18 protein-coding genes, 2 tRNA genes and 1 pseudogene are annotated in these 24629 nt (G+C 63.3%); 13 read left to right on the forward strand and 8 right to left on the reverse strand.

Going from position 1 to position 24629, the window contains the following annotated elements; genetic code table 11:
- Positions 1-206: 206 nt before the first annotated feature.
- The 6 genes from AB4Y42_RS10425 to AB4Y42_RS10450 all read left to right on the forward strand — a co-directional run bounded on the left by AB4Y42_RS10425 (position 207) and on the right by AB4Y42_RS10450 (position 13519).
- Positions 207-8348 carry a hemagglutinin repeat-containing protein gene (locus AB4Y42_RS10425; RefSeq protein WP_368694114.1) on the forward strand — a complete coding sequence of 2714 codons (8142 nt, stop codon included), beginning with the start codon at positions 207-209 and terminating at the stop codon, positions 8346-8348.
- Positions 8345-8716 (forward strand): hypothetical protein, encoded by a 372-nt coding sequence (locus tag AB4Y42_RS10430; RefSeq protein WP_368687694.1) that lies wholly within the window; start codon positions 8345-8347, stop codon positions 8714-8716. The genes AB4Y42_RS10425 and AB4Y42_RS10430 overlap by 4 nt, the downstream gene beginning before the upstream one ends.
- A 1233-nt stretch (positions 8717-9949) precedes the next feature.
- The gene (locus AB4Y42_RS10435; RefSeq protein WP_368687695.1) at positions 9950-11692 is read left to right on the forward strand and encodes a ShlB/FhaC/HecB family hemolysin secretion/activation protein; all 1743 of its coding nucleotides are present in this window, start codon (positions 9950-9952) and stop codon (positions 11690-11692) included.
- A gap of 82 nt (positions 11693-11774) precedes the next feature.
- Positions 11775-12452, forward strand: coding sequence for a CsgG/HfaB family protein (locus AB4Y42_RS10440; protein WP_368687696.1), 678 nt, complete (start codon positions 11775-11777; stop codon positions 12450-12452).
- Between the two features lie 13 nt (positions 12453-12465).
- The gene (locus AB4Y42_RS10445) at positions 12466-12840 is read left to right on the forward strand and encodes a DUF4810 domain-containing protein (protein WP_368687697.1); all 375 of its coding nucleotides are present in this window, start codon (positions 12466-12468) and stop codon (positions 12838-12840) included.
- A gap of 10 nt (positions 12841-12850) precedes the next feature.
- Positions 12851-13519, forward strand: coding sequence for a DUF799 domain-containing protein (locus AB4Y42_RS10450; protein WP_368687698.1), 669 nt, complete (start codon positions 12851-12853; stop codon positions 13517-13519).
- A gap of 161 nt (positions 13520-13680) precedes the next feature.
- Here the strand turns inward: AB4Y42_RS10450 and AB4Y42_RS10455 are convergent.
- Positions 13681-13827 (reverse strand): annotated as a pseudogene (locus tag AB4Y42_RS10455) (hybrid sensor histidine kinase/response regulator); the annotation flags it as partial.
- Between the two features lie 345 nt (positions 13828-14172).
- On the opposite strand from AB4Y42_RS10455, the gene AB4Y42_RS10460 reads away from it, so the two are divergent.
- Complete coding sequence (locus AB4Y42_RS10460; protein WP_368694115.1) at positions 14173-14490, forward strand: hypothetical protein; 318 nt, start codon at positions 14173-14175, stop codon at positions 14488-14490.
- 526 nt (positions 14491-15016) lie between these two features.
- Positions 15017-15834 (forward strand): IS5 family transposase gene (locus AB4Y42_RS10465; protein ID WP_342920137.1). Its coding sequence is split into 2 segments (ribosomal slippage): positions 15017-15365 and positions 15365-15834, totalling 819 coding nucleotides; the frame shifts between segments, so codons are not numbered across the junction.
- Positions 15835-16467: 633 nt separating this feature from the next.
- Here AB4Y42_RS10465 and AB4Y42_RS10470 read toward each other — a convergent pair.
- Both AB4Y42_RS10470 and hemN read right to left on the reverse strand, forming a co-directional pair.
- A tRNA-Leu gene (locus tag AB4Y42_RS10470) sits at positions 16468-16552 on the reverse strand.
- Between the two features lie 154 nt (positions 16553-16706).
- Positions 16707-18092, reverse strand: coding sequence for an oxygen-independent coproporphyrinogen III oxidase (gene hemN, locus AB4Y42_RS10475; RefSeq protein WP_368687701.1), 1386 nt, complete (start codon positions 18090-18092; stop codon positions 16707-16709).
- A gap of 222 nt (positions 18093-18314) precedes the next feature.
- Between hemN and AB4Y42_RS10480 the strand changes: the two genes are divergently transcribed.
- The 3 genes from AB4Y42_RS10480 (at position 18315) to AB4Y42_RS10490 (ending at position 20255) form a co-directional block, all read left to right on the forward strand.
- On the forward strand, positions 18315-18626 hold the full coding sequence (locus tag AB4Y42_RS10480) for a YkgJ family cysteine cluster protein (protein ID WP_368694116.1): 312 nt from the start codon (positions 18315-18317) through the stop codon (positions 18624-18626).
- Between the two features lie 98 nt (positions 18627-18724).
- The gene (locus tag AB4Y42_RS10485; protein WP_368687703.1) at positions 18725-19312 is read left to right on the forward strand and encodes a DUF1439 domain-containing protein; all 588 of its coding nucleotides are present in this window, start codon (positions 18725-18727) and stop codon (positions 19310-19312) included.
- Between the two features lie 88 nt (positions 19313-19400).
- Positions 19401-20255, forward strand: a complete 855-nt coding sequence (locus tag AB4Y42_RS10490; RefSeq protein ID WP_368694117.1) for an undecaprenyl-diphosphate phosphatase — start codon at positions 19401-19403, stop codon at positions 20253-20255.
- Positions 20256-20313: 58 nt separating this feature from the next.
- Here AB4Y42_RS10490 and trmB read toward each other — a convergent pair whose 3' ends face one another.
- The 5 genes from trmB to AB4Y42_RS10515 all read right to left on the reverse strand — a co-directional run bounded on the left by trmB (position 20314) and on the right by AB4Y42_RS10515 (position 23074).
- Positions 20314-21096: a tRNA (guanosine(46)-N7)-methyltransferase TrmB gene (gene trmB / locus AB4Y42_RS10495; RefSeq protein ID WP_368694118.1), complete on the reverse strand. Its 783-nt coding sequence runs from the start codon at positions 21094-21096 to the stop codon at positions 20314-20316.
- Positions 21097-21432: 336 nt separating this feature from the next.
- Positions 21433-21642, reverse strand: a complete 210-nt coding sequence (locus tag AB4Y42_RS10500; protein ID WP_368694119.1) for a hypothetical protein — start codon at positions 21640-21642, stop codon at positions 21433-21435.
- Between the two features lie 258 nt (positions 21643-21900).
- Positions 21901-21975 (reverse strand) — tRNA-Gly (locus tag AB4Y42_RS10505).
- Positions 21976-22084: 109 nt separating this feature from the next.
- Complete coding sequence (locus tag AB4Y42_RS10510; protein ID WP_321930056.1) at positions 22085-22648, reverse strand: YggT family protein; 564 nt, start codon at positions 22646-22648, stop codon at positions 22085-22087.
- A 105-nt stretch (positions 22649-22753) separates the two neighbouring features.
- A complete protein-coding gene (locus tag AB4Y42_RS10515) occupies positions 22754-23074 on the reverse strand; it encodes an EthD family reductase (RefSeq protein ID WP_368694120.1) in 321 nt (106 codons plus the stop codon).
- Positions 23075-23675: 601 nt separating this feature from the next.
- Between AB4Y42_RS10515 and AB4Y42_RS10520 the strand changes: the two genes are divergently transcribed.
- Both AB4Y42_RS10520 and AB4Y42_RS10525 read left to right on the forward strand, forming a co-directional pair.
- The gene (locus AB4Y42_RS10520; RefSeq protein ID WP_165822777.1) at positions 23676-23837 is read left to right on the forward strand and encodes a hypothetical protein; all 162 of its coding nucleotides are present in this window, start codon (positions 23676-23678) and stop codon (positions 23835-23837) included.
- 417 nt (positions 23838-24254) lie between these two features.
- Positions 24255-24563: a hypothetical protein gene (locus AB4Y42_RS10525; protein ID WP_069262732.1), complete on the forward strand. Its 309-nt coding sequence runs from the start codon at positions 24255-24257 to the stop codon at positions 24561-24563.
- The last annotated feature ends 66 nt before the right edge of the window (positions 24564-24629 follow it).

The raw sequence follows: 24629 nt of genomic DNA on the forward strand, positions 1-24629 counted from the left end.
ACGTGTAGCAGGGGTGGTAAGTGTGGCAGTCCAAACCCAATTCCGGGCGCTGAAGTGCTTTCACCTGAATCGGGTGTCAATCCGGGAAAACCAAAACCGATGGCGGGCATTTGCGTCTGATCAATTTTTGGCGCTAGTTAACATTTCCCTTTCATATCTTGCGCGAGTATATGGGTCTCCATGGTCCTTTCTCGTGACAAAGAATAATGAACAGGAATGCTTACCGGCTGGTGTTCAGCAGGCTGCGGGGCATGCTCGTCGCGATTTCGGAAACTGCAACCGCACACGCACACGGTAATGCCAGTCGCGGTGAAGCCCTTCGATCCGTCGCACTGCAATCGTTCACGCTTTTCGCCATGCGTCATGTGGCCTTTGCCGCACTGGCTGTATTCGGACTCGCACCTGCCCTTGCGGATGCGCAGATTGTGCCCTCGGGCGCCAATGCGCCGAATGTCATCAATACCGCGAATGGCATTCCACAGGTCGACGTGAACAGGCCCTCCGGGGCTGGCGTGTCAATGAATACGTATTCGCAGTTTGATGTATCGCAAAAAGGCGCAATTCTCAACAATTCACCCGTCATCACCGGCACGCAGCTCGCGGGGCAGATCAACGGCAATCCTAACTTCGGGGCGAACGACGCCGCGAAGCTCATCGTCAACCAGGTCAACAGCAACAATCCGTCGCAGTTACGCGGTTTCGTCGAGGTGGCGGGCCAGAAGGCGACCGTGGTGATCGCCAACCCCTCTGGCATCCTGGTGGACGGCGGCGGTTTCATCAACACCACGCGCGGCATTCTTACCACCGGCAATCCCGTTTTCGACGGCAGCGGCAACCTCGCCGGATTTGACGTCACCCAGGGCAACATCACCGTCCAGGGCGCGGGCCTGAACGCCTCGAACATTGACCAGGTTGACCTGCTGGCGCGCGCGGTGCAGGCCAATGCGGCGATCTACGCGAATACGCTGAATGTCATGACCGGTTCGAACCGCGTCGACTACGCGAGCCTGAATCCGACGGCTATCGCGGGCACAGGTGCCGTGCCGGGCGTATCCATCGACGTGTCGCAGCTGGGCGGCATGTACGCGAACCGCATCACCCTGATCGGCACCGAGAACGGCGTCGGGGTGGCGAATGCGGGCACCCTTGCCGCGCAGGCGGGCGACCTCACGCTCACGGCTTCGGGCCAGCTTGTGCAGTCGGGCACAATGAACGCGAGCGGCAACGTTGGCATCAACGCCGCGAGCGTTGCGAACAGCGGCACCGTCTACGCGCAGCAGAATACCGCCATCAATACGGGCGGCGCAGTCACGAACAGCGGCACGCTCGCGGCACAGCAGAACACGTCCGTCAACGCGGGCAGCGTGAGTTCGACCGGCACGCTCGGCGCGGGCGTGAACGGCGACGGCTCGGTTGGCAACAGCGGTGACCTGTCGGTCGCGGCGTCGGGCCAGCTCGACGCAACCGGCCTGAACGTGGCAGGCGGTCACGCCACGCTCGCGGGTAGCGGCGTGAACCTCGCGGGCAGCGAGACGGCCGCCAACGGCAACCTGTCGCTGGCGGCGAGCGCGGGCGACCTGAACCTCACTGGCGCGACGACGAGCGCGGGCGGCGCCGTGAACGCGCAGGCAGCAGGCGCGCTGGTCAACGACCGTGGCACGCTCACGGGCGGCAGCGGCGTGACGCTCAACGCGGGCAGCCTGTCGAACCAGGGCGGCGGGATTTCATCGCACGGGGCGCTCGCCGCACAGGCGTCGGGCCAGATCGCAAACCAGGGGGGCTCGCTTGTCTCGCAGGGCGCCATGCTGGTGAACGGCAGCGCCATCGCGAACAACCAGGGGACCATGCAGAGCGCCGCAGGGCTGAGCGTGATAGGCGCATCCCTCGATAACACGGCAGGCCGCATCACCTCCCTGAGCGGCGATGGCCTCCTGGTGACGACCACGGGCGCGCTCACGAACGCCGCAGGCACGACCGCCACCGGCGCACAGGGCGGCGTGATCGGCGGCAATGGCGCGGTGACACTTCAGGGCGGCACGGTTGCCAATCACGGTACGGTGAGTGCGCAGACGGACCTTCAGGTCGACACGCAGTCCCTGAACAACGACGCAGGCGCGCTTCAGGCGGCGGGCAATGCCACGGTCAACGCGGGGGCGCAACTGACCAGCAGCGGCGGCACGATCGTGGCGGGCCAGGCGGCGAGCGTCACCGCGGCGACGCTCGACAACAGTTCGGGGACCACGCAGGCCGCGCAACTGTCGCTGAACGCGACGAACGTCGTCAATCATGCGGGCACGATCACGCAGACGGGTACCGGCGCGATGAACGTCGCCGTCTCCGGGCTGCTGGACAATTCGGCGGGCGGCACGCTCCAGACCAACAGCACTGACCTTACGCTTGGCGCCGCCACGCTCAACAACGACGGGGGCACGATTCTCGCCGCCGGGACCGGCACGCTGACGATTGCACCGGGCAACGGCGCGGGAACGTTCTCGAACGCGGGCGGCCAGATCATCGCGGCGGGACAGCTCGTAGCGCAGGCGGGCAGCCTCGACAACTCGGGCGGCGTGCTCGCTGCTCAGGGCAACCTCGCGGCTTCCATTGCAGGCGATGTGAACAACGCGCAGGGCGTGGTGCGGTCGCTGTCGTCCATTTCCCTCGCGAGCGGCGGTGCGCTGACGGATACGAACGGCCAGATCCAGTCCGGCACGGGCGCCGCGGGCGACGCCAGCACGCTCGCGGTGCTGGCCGCGTCCATCGACAACACGGGTGGTATCGTCGGCAACCTCGGCACGGGCGACACGACCGTGCAGGGCGGCAGCCAGATCGTCAACAGCAACGGCCTCATCACGGGCAACGGCAACGTCGCCGTGAATGCGTCCTCGATTTCGAACACCCAGGGTGGCGCAGTCAGTGGCGCGAACGTTTCGGTTCAGGCCGGTACGCTCGATAACACGGGCGGCAATATCGGCAACCTGGCCGGTTCGGGCGGCGATGTCGCCATTGCGACGACTGGCGCGCTCACGAACACCAACGGCCAGATCGGTGCGACCCGTGATCTGGCCGTGAACGCGGCGACGCTCACGGGCGGCGGCACGTACGGCGCGGCCAATGACGTGGCGATTGCCATGCAGGGCGACTTCGCACCCGCGCCCGATGTGCAGTTCAACGCCGGTCACGACCTGACCTTTACGCTGCCCGGCACATTCACCAACGCCGCGCTGCTGGAGGCGGCGAATAACCTCGGCATCGACGCGGGCGATATCGCCAACAGCGGCACGATGATGGCGGGCGGCACGCTCACCACACACTCGAACACGCTGGAAAACACTGGCGCCGTCGTGGGCGGCAGCGTGTCGCTCAACGCGACCCGTGTCATTTCCAACCTGGGCCCGACGGCGCTCATTGGCGCGACGGACAGTAACGGGACGCTCGAACTGCTCGCGCCCGACATCGAGAACCGCGACGACACGACGGCCACCGACGCGCAGGCGGGCACCGCGATCTTTGGACTTGGCGAGGTTGTCCTTGCAGGCGGCAGGGATGCGAACGGCAACTACACGAACGCGAACCTGATCAAGAACCAGTCGGGGCTGATCCAGTCCTCGGGCGACATGGCGCTTTACGCGAACCAGGTCACCAACACGCGGCGTGTGATGACGACCACGGGGGCCAACAGTGAGGCGGTCGATCCAGCCCTGCTGGAGCAGCTCGGCATCAGCCTGTCGGGCTGTACAGCCACTTACATGCAGGCGTGCGAGCCTGGCCATCCGCAGGTCCTGGGCTCGACGGGCGACCCGTCGATGATCGGTGGCGTGCCGACCGATCCGCCGCATGGCGGCCAGTGGAACAGCACGTACCAGTACACGACATATACCGGCGTGGCGCTCGCGAACCTGGTTTCGGCCATCAGTCCGGCCGCGCAGATCATTTCGGGCGGCGACCTCGATGCCTCGTCGGTCGGCCTGTTCTGGAACTACTGGAGCCAGGTCGCGGCAGTGGGCAACATCGCGATGCCCGCCACGCTCGACCAGGACAGCTGGCAGGGCCAGGCCGCGCCCCGGATGCAGGTCACTTATTCCGGCCAGTATCACTACGACAACTACGACAACAGCGAACACAACTGGCAGCTACCGTTCGGCGATGCCGGGTTTGTCACCAGCCATCCGGGCGGTTATACCCAGGCCGCTCCCGCCGATATCCGCTACTACGCCCTGCCGGCCTACGAATCGACGTTCGTGGCGGGCGGTACGCTCGCCGGCACGGGCGTGAGCATCGAGAACACGGCGGGCAACGCGGGCATTCCGTCGCTCGGCCTCGCGCCGGGCCAGTCGGTGACGGGCGTCAATGTCGACTCGCCCGGCGGCAGTGCCACCCAGGTGGATCCGGTCATTGCGCGTGCCACGGCGGTCAATGTCCTCGCCAACCTGACGATTCCGCAGGGAGGCCTGTTCAGGCCGGCGACCACACCGGGCGCCACCTACCTCATCGAGTCGAACCCGGCCTTTACGAACGCGAAATCGTTCCTGTCGAGCGACTACTACCTCCAGCAGCTGGGCCTGAATCCGCAGAGTGTAGAAAAGCGCCTGGGCGACGGCCTGTACGAGCAGCAGCTCGTGCAGAACCAGATGACGTCGCTTACCGGCAAGGCCGTGCCCGGCCCCTACACCGATACACAGGCGATGTATGAGGCGTTGCTGGCCTCGGGCGCGGCGCTGGCGCAGCAACTCGACCTGCCGCTCGGCATGAGCCTGTCGGCGGAGCAGGTGGCCGCACTCACCAGCAACGTGGTCATCCTGCAGACGCAGATCGTGGACGGGCAGTCCGTGCTGGTGCCGGTCGTCTATCTCGCGCAGGCCAGCCAGCAGAACCTGAACGGGCCGCTCATCGCGGCGACCGACATCGATCTGCAGAACGCGCAGACCTTCTCGAACAGCGGCACGGTCCAGGCCAGCAATACGCTCACGGTCAACGGCCAGTCCATCGACAACGCCTTCGGCACGCTGCAAAGCGGCGGCCTCATGGCGCTGGCGACGACGGGCAATGTGGATCTGACCTCGGCGACGGTGAACGCCGGGAGCCTGGCGCTGAACGCGGGCGGCAACCTGCTCCTGAATACGGCCACGAACACGGTGGACCAGGTGAGCGCGACGGGCGCGACGCGAACCTCCACCACGCTCGGTCCCATCGCGAACCTGAACGTGGCGGGCGATGCCCTGATCGTCACAGGCGGCAACTTCGAGCAGAACGCGGGCAACCTCAACGTGGGCGGCAACCTCGGCATGGCCGTGGGCGGCAACTGGGACATCGGCACGGTGCAGACCGGCGAGCACAAGGTGGTCGAGCGCGCGAACGGCGTATCGGATACGAACCTCAACAGTGCAACTGGCAGTTCCGTGAGCGTTGGCGGGGTTTCCGAGATTGGCGTGGGCGGCAACCTGACGGCGACCGGCGCGAACCTCAACCTGGCCGGTGGCGGGACACTCGCGGCGGTAGGTGACGTGACGTTGCAGGCCGCCACCACCACCTCGACCATCGACAGCAACAGCTCCGGCAGCGATCATCATGGCAGCTACGCCGAGTCCTCGCATACGTCCGTCCAGACGCTGACCGGCACGACACTGACCAGCGGCGACACGCTGAACGTGGTGTCGGGCCACAACATCAACGTGACGGGCAGCGCGATTGAACTCAGCCAGGGCAATGCGAACCTGGCGGCGGCGGGCGACGTGAATATCGGCGCGGCCACCGCCACGCAGGTCAGCAACTCGCAGGAGACGCACAGCCACAGCAACGTGGTGAGCGGCACGCAGGTTGCCAGCTCGCGCGACACGACCACGACGCTTTCGCAGGGTAGCCTGATTTCGGCGGACGGCGTGACGATTGCCAGCGGCCACGATATCAACGTGGCGGGCAGCGCGATTGTCGGCACAAACGACGTGTCACTGAGTGCCGCGCACGATGTGACCATCACCACATCGCAGGACACTATGCAGTCTGCCGGCACGTATCAGGAGAAGCATTCGGGCCTGGCCACGAGCGGGCTGTCGGTGACGGTAGGTAGCAGCAAGGTCGCCCAGACCGACCAGGAGTCGGGCGTCACGAACAATGCGAGCATGATCGGTTCGCTCGATGGGAACCTGAACATCACGGCAGGTAACGATCTCCACGTCACGGGCAGCGTGCTTCATGCGGGCCAGGACGTGACCATGGCGGGCAAAACCGTCACGATCGATGCGGCCTACGATACGGCCTCGCAGTCGCAGCAGCAGCAATATCATTCTGCGGGCCTCACCGTCGGTATCACGAATCCGGTCGTCTCCGCGATCCAGACTGCCACGCAGATGACCAGCGCCGCGCAGAATGTCAACGGCGATCCCCGCCTGCTCGCTCTCGCCGGGGAAACGACCGCGCTGGCGGCGAAGAATGCTTACGATGCGGTTGGCGGTGACCCCGTCAAGGCCGCCACGACGGTCGGCATCAACGTTTCGCTGGGAGCCAGCAGCCAGCACAGCAGCAGTACCTCGCAGTCGAGCACCGCCGCGGGAAGCACGGTATCCGCTGGCCGCAACGTGACGGTTGCTGCGTCGGGGGCAGGCGTCGACAGCAACATCAATGTCGTCGGCAGCACGATTTCGGCGGGCAATGACGCGCTGCTGGCTGCACAGGGCAATGTCAACCTGCTGGCCGCGCAGAATACGGCCAGCCAGCAGAGCGATAGCAGTGGTGGAAGCGTCGGCGTCGGCGTGTCATTGTCGGTCGGCTCCAAAACCGGCCTTGCATTCACGGCGGCCGCATCGGGCAATCGTGGCAACGCGGATGGCGATTCGTCAACCTGGACCAATACGCACGTGACGGCCGGCAATGCGCTGGCGATCCAGTCGGGTGGCGACACGAACCTGATCGGTGCCGTTGCTTCGGGTAACCAGGTGATTGCTGACGTGGGCGGCAATCTGAACATCCACAGCCTCCAGGATACGGATACCTACCACTCGAAGAACGAGGGTGCGGGCGTGTCGGTTAGCGTGTGCGCACCGCTGTGCGCTGGCAATTCGAGCGGGTCGGTGAGCGCGAGCCTGGCGAAGATAAAGAGCAACTACGCGAGCGTCAACGAACAGTCGGGCATCCACGCAGGCGAGGGCGGTTTCCAGGTTGGCGTGCAGGGGAACACGGATCTGCAAGGCGGTGTCATCACCAGCACCGACGCGGCAGTGCAGGATGGGAGCAATCATTTCTCGACAGGATCGCTGACGATGAGCGATATCCAGAATCACGCCGATTACGAAGGGACGGGGATGAGTGTCAATATCGGGCCGGTCGTGAGCCTGGACGGAGGCCTCTCGCCGGGGGCTTCTAGCGCGGGCTTTGCGCAGCGCGATGGCAGTGCGGACAGCGTGACGCGCTCGGGGATCAGCGGCATCGCGGGCAACGAGGCGGCGCGGACCGGCGATCAGGAAAGCGGAATCAAGCCGATCTTCGATGCGGCAAAAGTCCAGTCAGAAATCGACGCTCAGGTGAAGATCACGCAGCAGTTCAGCGAGCAGGCAAGCACGGCGCTGAGCAACTACGTCACGGGGCAGCGCGCGGATTTACAGCAGAAGCTGAAGGATGCGACGGCCCCCGACGAGAAGGCGCAGATTCAAAGCCAGCTCGACCAGTTGAACACCGACCAGCGGATGCTGAATGTGCTGATTGGTGTGGTGTCGGGTCAGGTGACGGCGGCAGCCGCGCAGGGCGTCCTGTCGGAGGCAGCGGACCTGATGCGTCAGGCGTCGATCCAGAATTCGTCGCTGTTTCCGGGGGTGGTGGATAGCACTGGCGAGACGCTGACGAACCTGTCAGGGGAAAGTGCAGGAGTGAACGGGGATGGCGTCAAGCTCGGCGGGACGCGGCTGTCGCTGGACAGTGTTTGTGGTCGGGATAACAGCGCGTGTGTGCATGATGCGGACAACAATCTTGTATTGAACGGCCTTGGCCAGCCTCAGCTTTTGCCGGGCTACACGGTGGAAGATTATCTGGCGAGTTCAGAGGCGCAATCGGTCGCGGGACTGACGGGCGGGATTCAGGGTACAACGGGGACGCTGGCGGGTATCCAGTATCCGCCGGGCGGTCTAGTGGACCAGATTATTGAGGCGTATGCGGGAACGCATGATTTTATTGGAGGACAAGTTGCCGGGTTGTACGACGATCAGGGCAATACCAAACGGAGCATGTCGTCCGCTGAAAAAACCGCACATAACATCTGGTCGGATGCGGCGATTCTGCCAGCAACGCCCTTTGCGGCGGCAACGGCGCTGCCGCCGCAGGTCTGGAATGCGATAGCCGCGATCCTTCAGGTGCTGAAATGAAAAGATATCTTCTTTCGGGTTGTCTTGCCGGGGCCGGGTTCATTACCAGCGGTTGCATCATTTTGGACGGCGCACCGACCGGCGAAGCGTATGAACGAGCCATTTCCCCCTCGACCTCTCACTCCGATTCCTGGGAAAAGGCGGGCGTGAGCGAGGAACAGAAACGGGACGACTGGATTGCCTGCGGAGGTAAAAGAAACGGGCTTTTTGACCCGCCTTATAACCGGAAGTCCGATGGAGACGCCGGGGCTTTTTTTGCCAGAGAAAACAGGAAGCTTCAGCGTTGTCTTATCGGGAAGGGGTATCGGTTTACGGGACAGTGTATCCATGACATGGCAAAAACTGAGCCAGCTTGTGGTGCGCCATAAATGTAAACAATCTACGGACTCTTGGGTTGCCTTGTAGGTGTGGGTTTGATTACCGGGTGCTGTCCTATTCTATGTTTCGTCCAGCACGGTGAAGTGTATGAACGGTACGCTTACCCTCCTACCTCTTACTCTGATTTCTGGGAAAAACCGGGTGTGAGCGAGGAACAGAAACAGGAGGACTGGGTTGCTTGCGGAGGGGAAAAATGGACGGTTTCGCCCGCAATTCAATCAACAGTCCGGTGGAGACTCCGCTGTGTTTTTCATTAAAGCAAGCAGGATATTCCAACACTGCCTGATCGGAAAGGGCTATCGGTTTGCGGGCCAGTGTACCGGCAATATGCCGAAATTTGAGCCAGCTTGTAGTGCGCCTTAAATGAACAGAATTTACCTCCTTTCGGGTTGTCTTGTGGGGGCTGGGTTGATTACGAGCAGTTGCATTATTTTGGATGGGGCACCCCCAGTTCGGCACGACCCTCCCTACGCCAGCTTCTGGGAAAAGCCCGGTCTGAGCAATGAGCAGAAACAGGCAGACTGGGTTGCCTGTGGAGGCGCTGTGCGTGGGAGTTTTAGCCCGCAACTTGAGCGTGGTGACACAAAACCCATGCTTGGAGAATACAGCAGGAAAGACAGAGCATTCCAGAGTTGCCTGATCGGAAAGGGCTATCGGTGGACGGGGCAGTGTACGAACGACTGGATGAAAACCACGCCAGCTTGTGGGGCGCGTTAAGTGGAAAGAACTTACCTACTTCTGGTTTGCCTTGTCGGGACGGGTTTCATGACGGGCGGCTGTCAAGATCGGTTACCCATGACCAACTTTAGTCATTCTCCTCATCCCCCCTCCAGCTTATGGGGGAAGCCCGGCGCGAGCGACGAGCAGAAACCGACAGACTGGGTTGCTTGCGGGGGAGTAAAGAATGGGCTTTTTAGCCCATTCTTTGAGCGTGAAACACTCGAAGAATTCTCAACGAAAAGTAGAATATTTCAGCGCTGTCTGATCGGGAAGGGCTATCGATGGACGGGGCAGTGTACGAGCGACTGGATGAAAAGCATGCCAGCTTGTGGTGTGCCTTAAATGAAAAGAATCTACTTGCCTTTAGGTTGTCTTGTTGGCGCAGATTTAATGTCGGGCTGCTGTCAAGATCGGTTCTGTTCTGAGTCTAAGGACGACGATGAAAAACAAGAAGGCTCGCACAAGCTACGAAAGGGACGACAACGAAAGTAATATAAGTGAAGATGAAAAACAAGAAAAAGTTTTTGCCCGTGCCACTCGCTATTCTCGTGCCTCTCGCCGTCCACGCGCAAATCCCGCCCAACGTAGCGGCGGCGGCCCGCACGAATGCCGAACAGCAGCAACAGGTCGAGCAGCGACGCGACGCGCAGCAGCGCGAGGCGACCGTCGCTGCGCCGGTGGTGCGCTCGGCTGCACCCGCAGCGGGGGAATGGCCGGTGCTGCCCGTCGAGACGCCGTGCTTTCGTATCGACACGTTCACGGTCGAGGTGCCCGATACGCTGCCTGACGCCGTTCGCGCGAAAGGTGCGTCTGCCCTGCCGATGGACCGGTTTGCGTTCCTGAATGACTGGCTGCGGCATTACGAAGGCCAATGCGTCGGCAAACAGGGCCTCGACATGCTGACGAAGGGACTTCAAGGCGTGATCCTGAGCCACGGCTACATCACGACGCGCGTGCTGCTGCCGACGCAGGACCTGTCGAACGGGTCGATGACGTTCGCCCTCGTGCCGGGCGTGATCCGGCATCTGACGTTCGCCGACGAGGCCACGCGCGGGACCTGGAAAACCGCGTTTCCTGCGCGCGATGGCGACCTGCTCCAGTTGCGCGACCTCGAGCAGGGGCTGGAGCAGATGAAGCGCGTGCCGAACCAGGATGCGGCCATGCAGATTGTGCCCGGCACCACGCCGGGCGAAAGCGATGTGGTCATCACCACAACGCGCACGAAGCCGTGGTCGCTCGTGGTCTCGGCGGATAACTCCGGTACGCGCGAGACCGGCGGCTATCTCGGCAATGTGTCGCTGGCGCTCTACAACCTGCTCGGCCTGAACGACGTGCTCTCGGGGGGCTACAACCAGGATCTCCAGTTCGGCAACCACTCCCTCGGCACGCACGGCTGGAACGCCTCGTATTCGGTTCCCTGGGGCTACTGGACGGGTACGCTCTACGGCTACACGAACACGTACTACCAGCAGATCGCTGGCGTGAACCAGACCTTCGTGGCGAGCGGCAACGCGCAGACGGCGGGCCTGAAAATTGAACGGGTTCTCCACCGCAGCCAGAGCGATGTATCGGGCGTCGAGTTCCAGCTCATCAGGCGCTTCGGCGCGAGCTTCATCGAGGACACCGAAATACCGCAGCAGTACCGCAACAACACGTTCATCGAGGCGGGGCTGACTAACCGGCATTACTTCGGTGCGGCGCAGTTCGACGGCATGCTCGCCTACCGGCAGGGGATCGGCTGGCTGGGGGCCATGCCGGATCCGGCAAGCGGCCCCACGTACTATTTCCACATGGTGACGCTCGATGCCAACCTCTCGGTGCCGTTTGCGGTGGCCGGTCAGGCATTTCGCTATGTCGGCACCGTGCACGGGCAGTTTACGAATGACGAATTGAACTACATCGACGACCTGAGCATCGGCAGCCGCTACACGGTGCGCGGCTTCAGCGGTCAGACGATGCTCGCGGCGGAAAAGGGCTTCTACTGGCGTAACGAACTCCAGTACGCGCTTGGACAGACAGGACAGGCGCTCTATGCGGGGCTCGACTACGGGCGCCTGTGGGGGCCGTCGACCGCGTACCTTGCTGGCACGCAACTCGCTGGCGCGGTCATCGGCCTGAAGGGGGCCGTCGCGTCGCGCTTCGGCGCGTACAGCTACGACGTGTTCGCCGGGACGCCCGTCTATGCGCCGTCGGGTTTTCCTGCGCCCAGCGTGACGCTCGGCTTTCAGGTAACGGCACAGTTCTGAGGATTTTCCTGATGGTCAATCACGCTTGCGGTGGTCGCGCCCGATCGGGCACCACCGTTCATTCCTTCTGAGGAGCGAAACCTTGAAGCAATCAAAGACGTCCACCCTCGTGGCACTCACTTCCATTGCGCTGGCGCTGGGCGGGTGCGCCACCGAAGCCTCGCGTACGCTGCCGGTTCCCCCGGTCAGTAGCGCCCAGACACCCTACGCCGGCAAGCGTGTCGAGATTGCTGTGGGCAAGTTCGACAATCGCTCGAGCTACATGCGGGGCATCTTCACGGATGGCATTGACCGGCTGGGAGGACAGGCAAAAACCATCCTGGTCACCTCGCTGCAGGAAAGCGGGCGCTTCAATGTGCTCGAGCGGGACAACCTGGATGAAATCCGCCAGGAGGCCGCGCTGATGAAGAAGGCACAGGTGCTCAAGGGCGCGAACTATGTCGTGACGGGGGACGTGACCGAATTCGGTCGCAAGGAGGTGGGCGACCGGCAGCTGTTCGGCATCCTCGGGCGTGGGAAAGACCAGGTGGCCTATGCGAAGGTCAGCCTGAACGTGATCAATACCTCGACATCCGAGGTGCTGCTGTCGAGCCAGGGCGCCGCTGAATACAGCCTGTCGAACCGGGAGGTCATCGGATTCGGCGGGACGGCGGGCTACGACTCGACGCTGAACGGCAAGGTGCTGACGCTGGCCATCCAGGAGGCGGTCAATCACCTCGCGGCCCAGGTCGATACGGGTGCCCTGGCACCGGCGAAATAGGATGGGGCAGACCATGAAGCGAACCACCATCCTTGGCACCCGCACCCTGTTGCCGGTCATCGTCGCCGGCCTGCTGCTGGCCGGGTGCGCCGCACAGCGCAGTCCTTCCCTCTATCAATGGGATGCCTACCAGCCCCAGGTGTACGAATACTTCAAGGGCGAGACGGGACCCGAGGCGCAGATCGATGCCCTGGAAAAGGCCCTGCAGCAGATCCGGGCGAAGGGCAACATGCCGCCGCCCGGCTTTCATGCGCAGCTCGGCATGCTCTACGCGGGTGTCGGCAGGAGCGGGCAGGCCATGCAGGCATTCGAAGCCGAAAAGGAACTGTTTCCGGAGTCATCGGCGTATATGGATTTCCTGATGAAGAAAAAGACCAACGCACTGTGAGGACCCGGTCATGTTCAAACGCGCTTTCCTGAAACCTGCAATCGCCCTGTCCCTGGTTGCGCTGCTGGCAGCGTGCGCGGGCACGCCACAGCATGTCGACTACACGGCGTTCAAGAACAGCCGGCCACGTTCGGTTCTCGTGCTGCCGCCCGTGAACGAGACGACGGACGTGCAGGCGACCTACGGTGTGCTTTCGCAACTCACGATGCCGCTGGCCGAAGCCGGTTACTACGTCGTGCCTGTTGCGGTGATGGACGAGACGTTCCGGCAGAACGGGCTGACGACGCCGGCAGACATCCAGTCGGTGTCGCCGTCGAAGCTGCGCGCGATCTTTGGCGCCGACGCAGCGCTGTATCCGAAGGTCACGCAGTATGGCTCGGTGTATCAGGTGATCGACAGCACGACGATTGTTGCGGCGTCGGCCACGCTTGTCGACCTGAAGACGGGTGACGTGCTCTGGGCGGGTACGGGACGCGCCACGGGCAAGGAGCTCGGCATGAACGTCAATGTCGGCGGGGTGATCGGCGCGCTGGTGCAGGCCGCCGTCAAGCAGGTCGCGCATGAGCTGACCGATGAAGCCCACGATGTGGCGGGGCTCGCCGGTGACCGGCTGCTTCGCGCCGGCCCTCCGGCAGGTTTGCTGTACGGTCCGCGTTCGCCCAGGTACGGGACTGATTGAGCCAGGTGCGACGGTCTGGTGCCAGGCTCGGATGGGCACGTCCAGCACGTGCAACCCTCGCTGGATAACGGCAGCAACTGGAGCGGGGCCGCGCTGTTGCTCGTCCGCTGGCAAGCTGCGCGCGGGTCGCCAGGGGCGGCGTGACCGTGAAGATTGCACGGGCCATCGCTCTCCGCGCCAACGATGCCGCCGTGCAATTCGACCATGTTCTTCACGAGTGCGAGACCAATGCCGAGACCGCCTTTAGATCGGTCGATTGTCGTTAGGCCTTGCTCAAAGAGCCAAAACAATTTCGGCATCAGTTCCGCGCCTGCCCAGCCGCCGTCTCCTGTGCAGGTTGCGCCACGATACACGACATCTGCTCCGGGTTTCCCCGAAAATATCTGATGAATGAATCGATCGTTATGCTCTGATATGACGCTAATCCGCTGCGTCAGCGCTTTCCTGCACTGACGGGATAGGCTGCGCACCGTAGGGAGGTGGTCAGCCAATTTGAATCGCTATTCTCAGCCACGAACTTGATTCCGTTAGCTCATTTCTGAGCAACTACGTTGGTAGTGGCGTCGAAAATCGTAGCGTTACCTCACTCCCTAGTAGCGCTCGGTACAGACGGTTGGAAGGGCTTTAGCGGAGTGTTCCCCCTGAGCGATTACGTGGTGGACATGCTCCGTATTCGATACGTCCAGCGGAAGTCACGTGAGTGGGTGTTCGGGTTCAAGGTCGCAAAGGTCAACGTGCCGTATCGCTTCCGGTCGAAAGCTGAGGAAAAGGACGATCCGGGCGGCATGCATCCGGTCCTTTCGTGGCTGTACTCGGAAGGGAAGGCGAGCATGATCGAACTACAGGAGGTATACACGGTGGAAGATGCTTTCCGCATGCACCGTGAACTTCTTAAGTCGAAAGTGAAGGCCGCGATTGAAGCGGAAGCCGCGCAACTGGAGGCCAAGGCGAAAGCGAAGGGTGGCGCGTAGGGTGTCTGCGCACGACTTCTAACGGGCCGCGCTGGACTCTCGGAGGCGAGTAGGCGCGGCCTTCAGTGTAGTTGCGGCAGGAGTCTACTGGCTTCGCTTGTAAGTTCCCACCACGGCTGGCCTCCTTTCGGCGTGAGTGTAATTACGCCTATGTCCACTAGCCTTATTTTCATCGAGTGAAAATCTGCCATAACGACATGGACTACGCTTAGTCGCCCTGCGGACCCGTCTTTAATTGCTTGGTCAAGATAGTCCTTCACAGTTGACTCTGCTGCTCCCGCCATCAGTACTGGGCCAAGTAGGCGATACGCCTCCAGGTACTTTTCCTGCCACACAGCTTGTCCTGTCCTTGGCACTTCTCCGATTCGCGCCACAAAGTCGTAGCGAAGCTTGAAGTGCTCGCTCAAGCGCTCGATCACAATTTTCTTTTCGACCTTAGAGGCCAGTTCAAAAAAAACCTTGATGGTCTGTTAACTTTCGCGGCGCGATGTTAACCTCAGTCGTCCAGAGAACGGAGACCGAGGGGATGCAAGCGCCGATCATTGACGACGAATTGTGGGCACTGATCGAACCGCTACTGCCGAAACCCAGACGCCGAAACAACGAGCGCCGCGGACGACCCCGTGTGTCAGAGCGGGCGGCGCTCAATGGCGTCCTGTTTGTGTTACGCACCGGGATACGGTGGAACCACTTGCCGTCCGAACTGGGGTTTGGGTCCGGGGCGACCTGCTGGCGTCGTCTCGACGCATGGCAGAAGGCAGGCGTCTGGAACAGGCTGCATGCATTGCTGCTCGACAGGTTGCGCGAATCCGGACAACTGGACCTCTCATATGCTGCCGTCGATTCATCGTCGGTACGAGCCGTTGGGGCGGGCGAAAAACTGGGCCGAACCCCACGGATCGCGCGCGCCCTGGTTCGAAGCACCACGTCCTTGTAGATGCCAACGGGGTACCGGTCAGCGTGATTCTGACCGGCGCAAACCGTAACGACGTCACCCAGTTGCTGCCGTTGGTCGATGCCATCCCGCCGATCCGCGGCACGCGTGGCCGACCACTGCGGAAGCCAAAAGTCATCTACGGCGATCGCGGCTACGACTCCGACGCACATCGCCAGCGCTTGCGAGATCGTGGCATCAGGCCAGTAATCGCGCGGCGTCGAACTGAACATGGCAGTGGTCTGGGGAAATTCCGCTGGGTGGTAGAACGAACTCACTCGTGGCTCCACAATTTCCGTCGGCTTCGCATTCGCTTCGATCGCCGTAGCGACATTCACGAAGCATTCCTCAAATTCGCTTGCTCGCTCGTGTGCTGGAATATATTCAAACGAGCGCAGTCGGCTTTTTGAACTGGCCTCTTAGGCTCGACTCGGCTGACCGGCGCTAATGGTGCGGCGCTAGTCGGGCGGCTACTCGGAGTACTACTTGGTCGTTTGGTTGTCGCGGATCGAACGATGAACAGCGCGGCGACAGCCGACAGAACGCCCCAGACAACGACCAGCCAAAGCGGAATGCTGACGGGGTGACTCCAACTCAGCCCGGACAGTGCCGCCCAAATAGCGCTAATTGCGAGAAGGATCAGGCCGCCAATCACGCTGCCGATTGCGTTCGACAAGACCGAATCTTTCCAAATCCGTTGAATGACGTCCATATGCCGCCTGACCTTAGTTGTCTGATGCCGCAGATTGTAAAGGCGAACGGACCGCGCAAACGCTCGTGCCGAATACGCGAGTGATAGTGGAAGGTCGGCTTGAAGTGTCGGACAGGCTGCTGCGCACTGGATCGAGCGTGCCGCGCTGGACTCTCGGAGGAGAGTAGGCGCGGCGTTACTGCACGCGCGGACGGATTTTTCCGGTAGGATCGGGCCTTCCGCAGAAAGCGCGGAAAAATCGCGGAAAAGTTGGGAGTCTGCGGAAAATTCGGCTGAGGCTTAGAGCGCGTTAGCTCAGGTTTTAGCCTTTAGAATCAACCGTTTAGCATTCTGGTGCCTCGGGCCGGAATCGAACCGGCACTCCTTTCGGAACCGGATTTTGAGTCCGGCGCGTCTACCAATTTCACCACCGAGGCGTGTGTTTGGGTGCTGCTTTGGGTGCTGCTTTGGGTGCGCTAGTGTGCTTTTGCCCATTTTTCGCACCCGAGCGCAAACTTGCAGGCGCTCGAAGTAGCCGGTGATTATGACGCAAATCGCCCGCCCAGGCAACTGCGCGGCGCCGGCAAGCCGTCAAATCGTCCGCGAGAACCGTTCGGGCTGCTGCGCGCCAAGGTAGCGGTCGAACACCATCGCGATATTGCGCACCAGCATGCGGCCGGCGGGCAGCACCTCGAGGCGGTCGGCGCTGCGCGCAACGAGCCCGTCGCGTTCGAACTCGCGCAGGCGTTCGAGTTCGGCCGCAAAGGTTGCGGGAAAACGAATGCCGTAGGCGGCCTCGAACTCGTCGTAGCGCAGTTCGAGATTGCACATGAGTTCCGTGATGATGTCGCGGCGCAGACGGTCATCGGCGGTGAGGCGCACGCCCTTTGCGGTCGCAAGCTTGCCCGCGCCGATGGCTGCGCCGTAGCCGATCAGGTCCTTCGCGTTCTGCGCGTAGACGTCGCCGACCTTGCCGATCGCCGAGGCGCCGAAGCCGATCAGGTCGCAGTCGGCGCGCGTGCTGTAACCCTGGAAATTGCGGTGCAGCGTGCGCTGGGCCTGGGCGCGCGCGAGTTCGTCGGTGGGCAGTGCGAAATGATCCATGCCGATGTAGACGTAACCCGCCTCGGTGAGCTGCTCGATCACGAGCCTCAGCAGCGCCATGCGCTCCGCGGGCGTGGGCAAGGTCGCTGCGTCGATCTGACGCTGCATCTTGAACAGATGCGGCATGTGCGCGTAGCCGAACACCGAAATGCGGTCGGGTGCGAGCAGCAACATCGTCTCGAGCGTGCGGCCGAAGGTTTTGACGTTCTGGTACGGCAAGCCGTAGATCAGATCGACACTGATCGACTCGAAGCCGTTCGCGCGCGCGGCGTTCATGACGTCGACGGTCAGTTCGAGCGGCTGGATGCGGTTGACCGCCTTCTGCACGACCGGATCGAAGTCCTGAACGCCGAGGCTCAGCCGGTTGAAGCCGAGCGAACGCAGATGCGCAATGGTCTGCGCCGTGGCTTCGCGCGGGTCGATCTCGATCGAGTATTCGCCGGCGTCGTCGGGCTGCAGCGCGAAGCGTTCGCGCGTGGCGGCCATGAGCGTGCTCATCTCGTCCAGCGAGAGAAACGTGGGCGTGCCGCCGCCCCAATGCAGCTGCGAAACGGGGCGCTTCGTGTCGAACAGCGCGGCCTGCAGTTCCACTTCGCGGATCATCTGCGCGAGATACGGCTTCGCGCGGCCGCGGTTCTTCGTGATGACCTTGTTGCAGCCGCAATAGAAACAGACGGTGTCGCAGAACGGAATGTGGAAGTACAGCGAGAGGCCGGTTTCGCTCGCGCCCGGATCGGCCGCGGCGCACCGGTAGTCGGCGGGATCGAAGTCGTCGCGGAACCGCAGGGCGGTGGGGTAGGACGTGTAGCGCGGGCCATTGGCGCCGTATTTGGCAAGCAGGTCGGGGCGAAAGAGCAGGTCGGCGTCGCTCATGCAAAGCTCACTGGGAAGGGCGGCGCACGGGTGGGCAGCGTCCGGCGCCGCGGAACGCCGCGCACAGGTGGCCTGTCCCTTGTCCTACAGCGCCAGATGGACAAAGTGTACGAGCGCGTAGGAAGAAGCGATTGTGTAAAAAGGTCGCACGCGAGCGATGGCACAATGCCGTCTGGTCCGCCGCCGCGCGGACACGATTTGTCAGCGTTCCAGGAAGCCGAAGTGAGTACCGTTTTTCCCGCCGATGCCTCAGGGCACGCCTGCCGTCCCGGTTGCGGCGCGTGCTGCATCGCGCCGTCCATTACGAGCCCGATTCCGGGCATGCCGCAGGGCAAGCCGGCCGACGTGCGTTGTGTTCAACTCGGCGAGGACCTGCGCTGCATGATCTTCGGCTCGCCGCTGCGGCCGGCGTGCTGCTCGGGGCTGCAGCCGCAGCTCGAGATGTGCGGCGAGTCGCGCGAGGAGGCCATCGTCTGGCTCACGCGTCTCGAGGCGCAAACCCAGCCACAAACCCGGCCGCAAAACCAGCTATGAGCGCCAGCCGCGCGCTGAACCCGGCGCAAACTGCGTCGGCCAGCCGCCATGCGCGAGAATGACGGCGCGCCAGTCCCGGCCCAACAAGGAGATTTCGCATGGCCCACACCGCAACGCGCGTTTCCCGGCGCGCCTTCCTGTTCACAGCCTGCGCTGCGGCGGGTACGGCGATGTCGCTCGGCGCGTGTGCGACGGGGATCTTCCCGTTCATTCCCGATCACTACACGTTTTCGCAGCAGCAGGTGCAGGACGCGGTGCAGCGCAAGTTTCCCTATCACCGCTCGATGCAGCAGATCTTCGACGTCTCGCTCACGAACCCGGTCGTCACGCTGCAGCCCGATCGCAACCGCGTGGCCGTGCGGCTCGACGCGCACCTCGAAAGCCCGTTGATGCAGCAGCCCGTGAGCGGCGCGTTCACGGTGTCGAGCGAACTCGCCTACGACAGCGCGAACCGCGCCGTGGTGCTGCGCTCGCCGTCGGTCGATGGCGTCGACATGGCGGGCAACGCCGCCGCCTACGCGCCGCAGGTGAGCGCGGTCGCCGCGCTCGTCGCCACCCAGCTGCTCAACAATTACCCCGTCTATACGTTCAAGCCCGAGCAGCTCCAATTCGCCGGCGTCAACTACGAACCCGGTACAATCACCATCCTTACAAACGGCATACGCGTGCAGATCGTCGAGAAGTAAGCCGACGAAACGCCGGCGCACGCGGCCGTCGTCGGTCGTGCGGCGCGGCGTGCGCCGTGCCGACGCTCAAAGAAGAGGGATAAAAGGGATGGACTGGATTGTGACCTGCAAGGCCTTGATTCTCGGCATCGTCGAAGGGCTGACGGAGTTTCTGCCGGTGTCGAGTACGGGGCATCTGATCGTCGCCGGCAGCCTGCTCAATTTCGATGGCGAGTATGTCAAGACCTTCTACGTGGTGATCCAGTTTGGCGCGATTCTCGCCGTGTGCTGGGAGTTCCGGCGCAAGATCGGCGAGGTGGTCGTAGGGTTGCCCTCGCGGCCCGATGCGCGGCGCTTCACGCTCAACGTGATCGTCGCCACCATTCCGGCAGTCGTGCTCGGTCTGATGTTCGAGAAGACGATCAAGTCGGTGCTCTTCGCGCCGGTGCCGGTGGCGTTCGCGCTCGTCGGCGGCGGCCTCGTCATCCTGTGGGTCGAAAACCGCCTGCGCGGCCCGAAGGGGCTGGCGGTCGCCCAGCAGCGCGGCGCGCGCGTGAACTCGATCGACGAGATCACGCCGCTCGACGCCTTCAAGGTGGGCTGCGCGCAGTGCTTCGCGCTGATTCCGGGCATGTCGCGTTCGGGCTCGACCATCATCGGCGCGATGCTGTTCGGCCTCGAGCGGCGCGTCGCGACCGAATTCTCGTTCTTCCTTGCGATTCCCGTGATCTTCGGCGCGACCGCTTATGAGCTGTACAAGAGCTGGCACGAGCTTTCCGTGGACTGGCTCGGGCTCTTCGGCATCGGCTTCGTCGCCGCATTTGTCAGCGCGTTCGCGTGTGTGCGCTGGCTGCTGCGCTTCGTGGCTTCGCACGATTTCACCGCCTTCGCCTGGTACCGGATCGCTTTCGGTCTCGTGGTCCTGCTGTTCGGCTATGGCGGCGGGCTAGGCTGGGACGACTAACTACGCAACGGGCGCCGCGTGACATCACGGCGCCCGTTTTTCCATGCGCTTGCCGGTTTCAGTCCGCGCGGCGGCGGAACACGAGATCCCACACGCCGTGACCGAGCCGCAGGCCGCGTCGCTCGAACTTCGTCACCGGGCGGTAGTCGGGGCGCGGCGCGTAGTCGGCAGCGGTATTCTCGAGCGCGGGCTCCGCGCTGAGCACTTCGAGCATCTGCTCGGCGTAGTTCTGCCAGTCGGTCGCGCAGTGCAGGTACGCGCCCGGCTTCATGCGCGAGACGAGATGCCCGACGAACTTCGGCTGAATCAGGCGGCGCTTGTGATGGCGGGCCTTGTGCCACGGATCGGGGAAGAAGATGTGCACGCCGTCGAGGCTCGCCGGCGCGATCATGTGCTCGAGCACTTCCACGGCGTCGTGCTGGATGATGCGGATGTTCTCCAGATTCTGCTCGCCGATCAGCTTGAGCAGCGCGCCAACGCCAGGCTCGTGGACCTCGACGCCGAGGAAGTCGTCCTCGCGGCGCAAGGCGGCGATCTCCGCCGTGCTCGCGCCCATCCCGAAACCGATCTCCAGGATGCGCGGTGCGTGCCGTTCGAACACGGCGTCCCAGTCGGCGGCTTCGGGTGCGTAGGGCACGACGAAGCGCGGACCCAGATCGTCGAGCGCGCGGCGCTGGCCGGTCGAGACGCGGCCGGCACGGGTCACGAAGCTGCGGATGCGGCGGTGGTGCAGCGCGTCGCCGGCGGGTGCCGTGGATTGCGCGTTCGTGTCGGAGGCGGCGTCTTGTGCGTCGGACTGCGTGGCGTCGGGACGGGCGGCGTCGTTGGGATCGTGATTCATCTTCGCGGGTGGGTGTGAGAGCGGCGGATGTCGCGGCTGTCGATAATGGGGCGGGCTGCGCCTTCGCCTCGGTGCGAGGCAGGCCGGGCTATTCGCGGCGACGCGGTGCCGGGAGCGATGCGGGCCTGAGTGGCCGGACGCCTCGTGGGCCGCTTTCGCGTTTGCCGTCGTCGGCGACGGCCTTCGGCCCGGCAGGCGGGCACGGCGCGCTCGAAGCCCAGCGGCTCCGAAGCCGTCGCGCATTATATCAGCGCGCTCGCACGGCTCTGGCGGCTGAGGCGGCGAGGCGTGCCCGTAGCGCCTCGCTGCGCGCCGGTCCACGCATCCATCGACATCTCAATCGGCTGAAACGACGACCCGCATGCGCGTGGGTTCGTTCAATTCGAACGCGCTCACACGGCCGGCACGTACGTCGAACAGCAGGCGCGTGAGGTCGTCGGCCGCGGCGCGCAGGCGCTCGGCTGCGGCGGCTGGGCGTTCGTCGGGGTCGTCGAGAAGGGCTTTGCGCGAGCGCACGATCAGGGCGATCGCGCTCGGCCGGGACATGAAAAATTGATCCATCGGGGACTGGTGCGCCAGAGGGCGCGCAGCGAGTCGTTATGCGGCAGTCGTGCGAAATACGTGTCGGCGGACCTGCTCGCGGCGCGTGCGGGAGGACCCGAGGAGCGCCAGAGTGCATGTGCAACGGAGGAATTCAGGTCGTGCCCGGCGTGTGCCGGTCGGGCGGGCTTGGCGCTCCAGGGGTGTCCTGGAAGGGGCGCCGTCTGAAAGCCCAGGCCTCGAAGAGAGGTCGGCAAGCCGACGTGGAGCGGGCGATGGGAATCGAACCCACGTCATCAGCTTGGGAAGCTGAGGTAATGGCCATTATACGACGCCCGCAGAGCGCGCTATTTTACGCGTTTTTGGCCTTGTTGCGCAATGACGCGCTCAAGCGACGCGGCGCGCCAGGCGCGCCGCCAGATGCATCAGACCGTATGCCGATGCGTCCTCAAATCCCGAACAGCGTGAGGGAAACCGCCGCGCGCGTGACCACCATCAGCAGCACCTGCACGATCACGAACAGCAGAATCGGCGAGAGGTCGAGGCCGCCCAGGTTCGGCAGGATGCGGCGCAGCGGGTTGAGGAACGGCGCCGTCAGCTGGAACAGCACGGGCATCGCCGCCGAGCGCGGGTTGAGCCACGAGAGCAGCGCCATCAGGATCGTCAGCCAGATCAGCAGGTTGAGCGCCCATTTCACGAGCGTGAGCAACGCGACGATCAGCAGTGTCGGCAAAAGACCCAATGGGTCCACGCCCGCGATCCATACCATCAGCAGGACGTAAGCAATGGCCGCGATCAGCGCGCCGACCACGCTCGCCCAGTCGATGCCGCGCACGCCGGGAATCACGTGCCGCAGCGGCAGCACCAGCCAGTTGGTGACCTGCTGGATCGCGTGGGTCACGGGGTTGTACGGTGGCACACGCACGTACTGGAGCCAGGCACGCAGCAGCAGGGCGGCGCCGAACAGCGTGAAGACCGTATTGAGCAGAAAGCGGGCGATATCGCCGAACATCGGTGTTGTTTCCTTCTTGTGTGGGTGGCGGCGCGCTTGGCGTGTGGCGGCCGATAAAAGGTCATGCCGGGGTTCCGCTCGCCCCGTTCAACCACGCGGAGCACATCAGACGGACACCTTGACCTCGCTGATCAGAATGGTGCCATTTCCGCCGTCGGTGTAGTTGGGAATGTCGTCGAGGAGTGTGTCGGCATGCGGCTGAAACACCGCGTAGAACGCATCGAACGTCTCGAACAGGAAGTGCCCGGCCGCGACGTACGGCGGCGGCGTGCCCGGCGGCCCGGCATTGATGCCGATGTCGACCGACCAGCCCTTGAGTGCGTCGCCAAAGAGCTTCGCTGCGAGCGGCATGTGGTGCGTGCAGTAGTACCCGGTGTCGAAACGCCCGTTCTCGCGATAGGGATAGAGGATGCTGACCTTGATCATTGTGCGTGCTCGTCGGTGAGTCCCATGGGCGCGCGTTGCCTGCCGTTGCGATGCGCGCGCCGTCGCCACATTAACACGGCTTACGCCTAGTCAGTATCCGCGATCGATTCCGCCTCGGGGCATGGCGCGCGGCCGCGGCGGGGGCTTGCGGCGTGCGCGCCGCGCAAAATGGCTGCACTCACGGCAGCCTTTTCCGCGAACGGCTACAGTGTTTCCGACAGACCGCGCTCGTCAGGCGCCTCGCAGCGCGAGTGTTGCCCCGCAGCCGCGCGGGCGCCCGAAATGTTCGCTTTCGTACCGATCACGCGCCGCCGGTGCGTCTACAAATGACAGTGATGGGCGCGACGTCGCGCGAGTAGCCTGACGCGGCACGATTTCTGCTGGTGGCTCGCGGCGCACTTATGCGCAGTAACTCAAACCCAGCACGCGGAAGCCGCAACGAACAGTGCGCTATGCATATACGCCGCTCGTGAGGCTATCGCGCAACACAGCCATTTTTGTCTCGGAATCTGAGCACAATACTTTTCATCGTTTCGGTTTCGTTGTTGCAGCCGTGCAATTGGGTTTGTTCCTGTCGGTAGTCCGATTCGGGGAGTTCACCATGAGCATCTTCGCTTACCGAAAGCATCTGCGGTTTCTCACGCCCTTTCAGCGTCGCCGCTGGTGGGATCAGAAGAAGCGCCTGACGCCACGTGTGCGCATCAGCGGCGCCTACGTGCCACCGAACGTCACGCGCGAGTTCACTTACGTGAAGGTCGGATAGCGGAGAGTTTGCCTCGCGTGGCCGGCGGTTTGTGCGCCGCCGGCTGGTCGGATGAGATGCCCGGTCCCAGGACCGGGCATCGTCGTTTAGAGCCTCGTCGGCCGCAGTCCGAACGTAGTCCCGGTCAACCAATTTGTAATCAAACATTACCGGGAGACTTCCCGCGCGATGCCCTCGAGCAGGTAACAATGACAGCGCCCTGGTTTTTGTAACGAATGGCGGCGTGATCGGGCGCGGGCGCGGCGATTTTTCGCGGCAGCCGCGCCCACCGGGCTTGACGCGCTATTAAGCGCCCCAAAACAGGATTGCAATTCGAAACAAATGGCTACCAATGACGGTCGCCGTTTTCGATACATTGAATCCGTGGGCAGTGCCCGTTATTGCGCGTCGCCGCTGGCGGCCGCCAGGAGAAGAGAAGTGAAAAAGACCGTATCGTTCATCGTTGCCGCCGCGCTGGGTGTGGGCTTCGTCAGCGCGGCCCAGGCGCACGTCTCGGTGGGTATCGGCATTGGCATTCCGGTGGCCCCCGCTTATCCCGTCTATGCTGCGCCGGTCTACGCACCGCCGCCCCCGCCCGTGGTCTATGCGCCGCCGCCGGTGGTGTACGCGCCGCCGCCTGCCGTCGTCGTAGGCGGCTACGGTGGTTACGGCTACTACGGCCGTCCGTACTGGCATCACGGCTACTACGGCCACGGTTACTACGGCCGCGGCTACTACCGTCATTGAGCATGACGGGCGGCGCACGCCGCCTGGCTGCAGGTTTCACGAACGGCGCAACGCCGGCTCACGCCG

This window comes from Paraburkholderia sp. EG286B (assembly GCF_040965655.1).
Classification (GTDB): Bacteria; Pseudomonadota; Gammaproteobacteria; order Burkholderiales; family Burkholderiaceae; genus Paraburkholderia.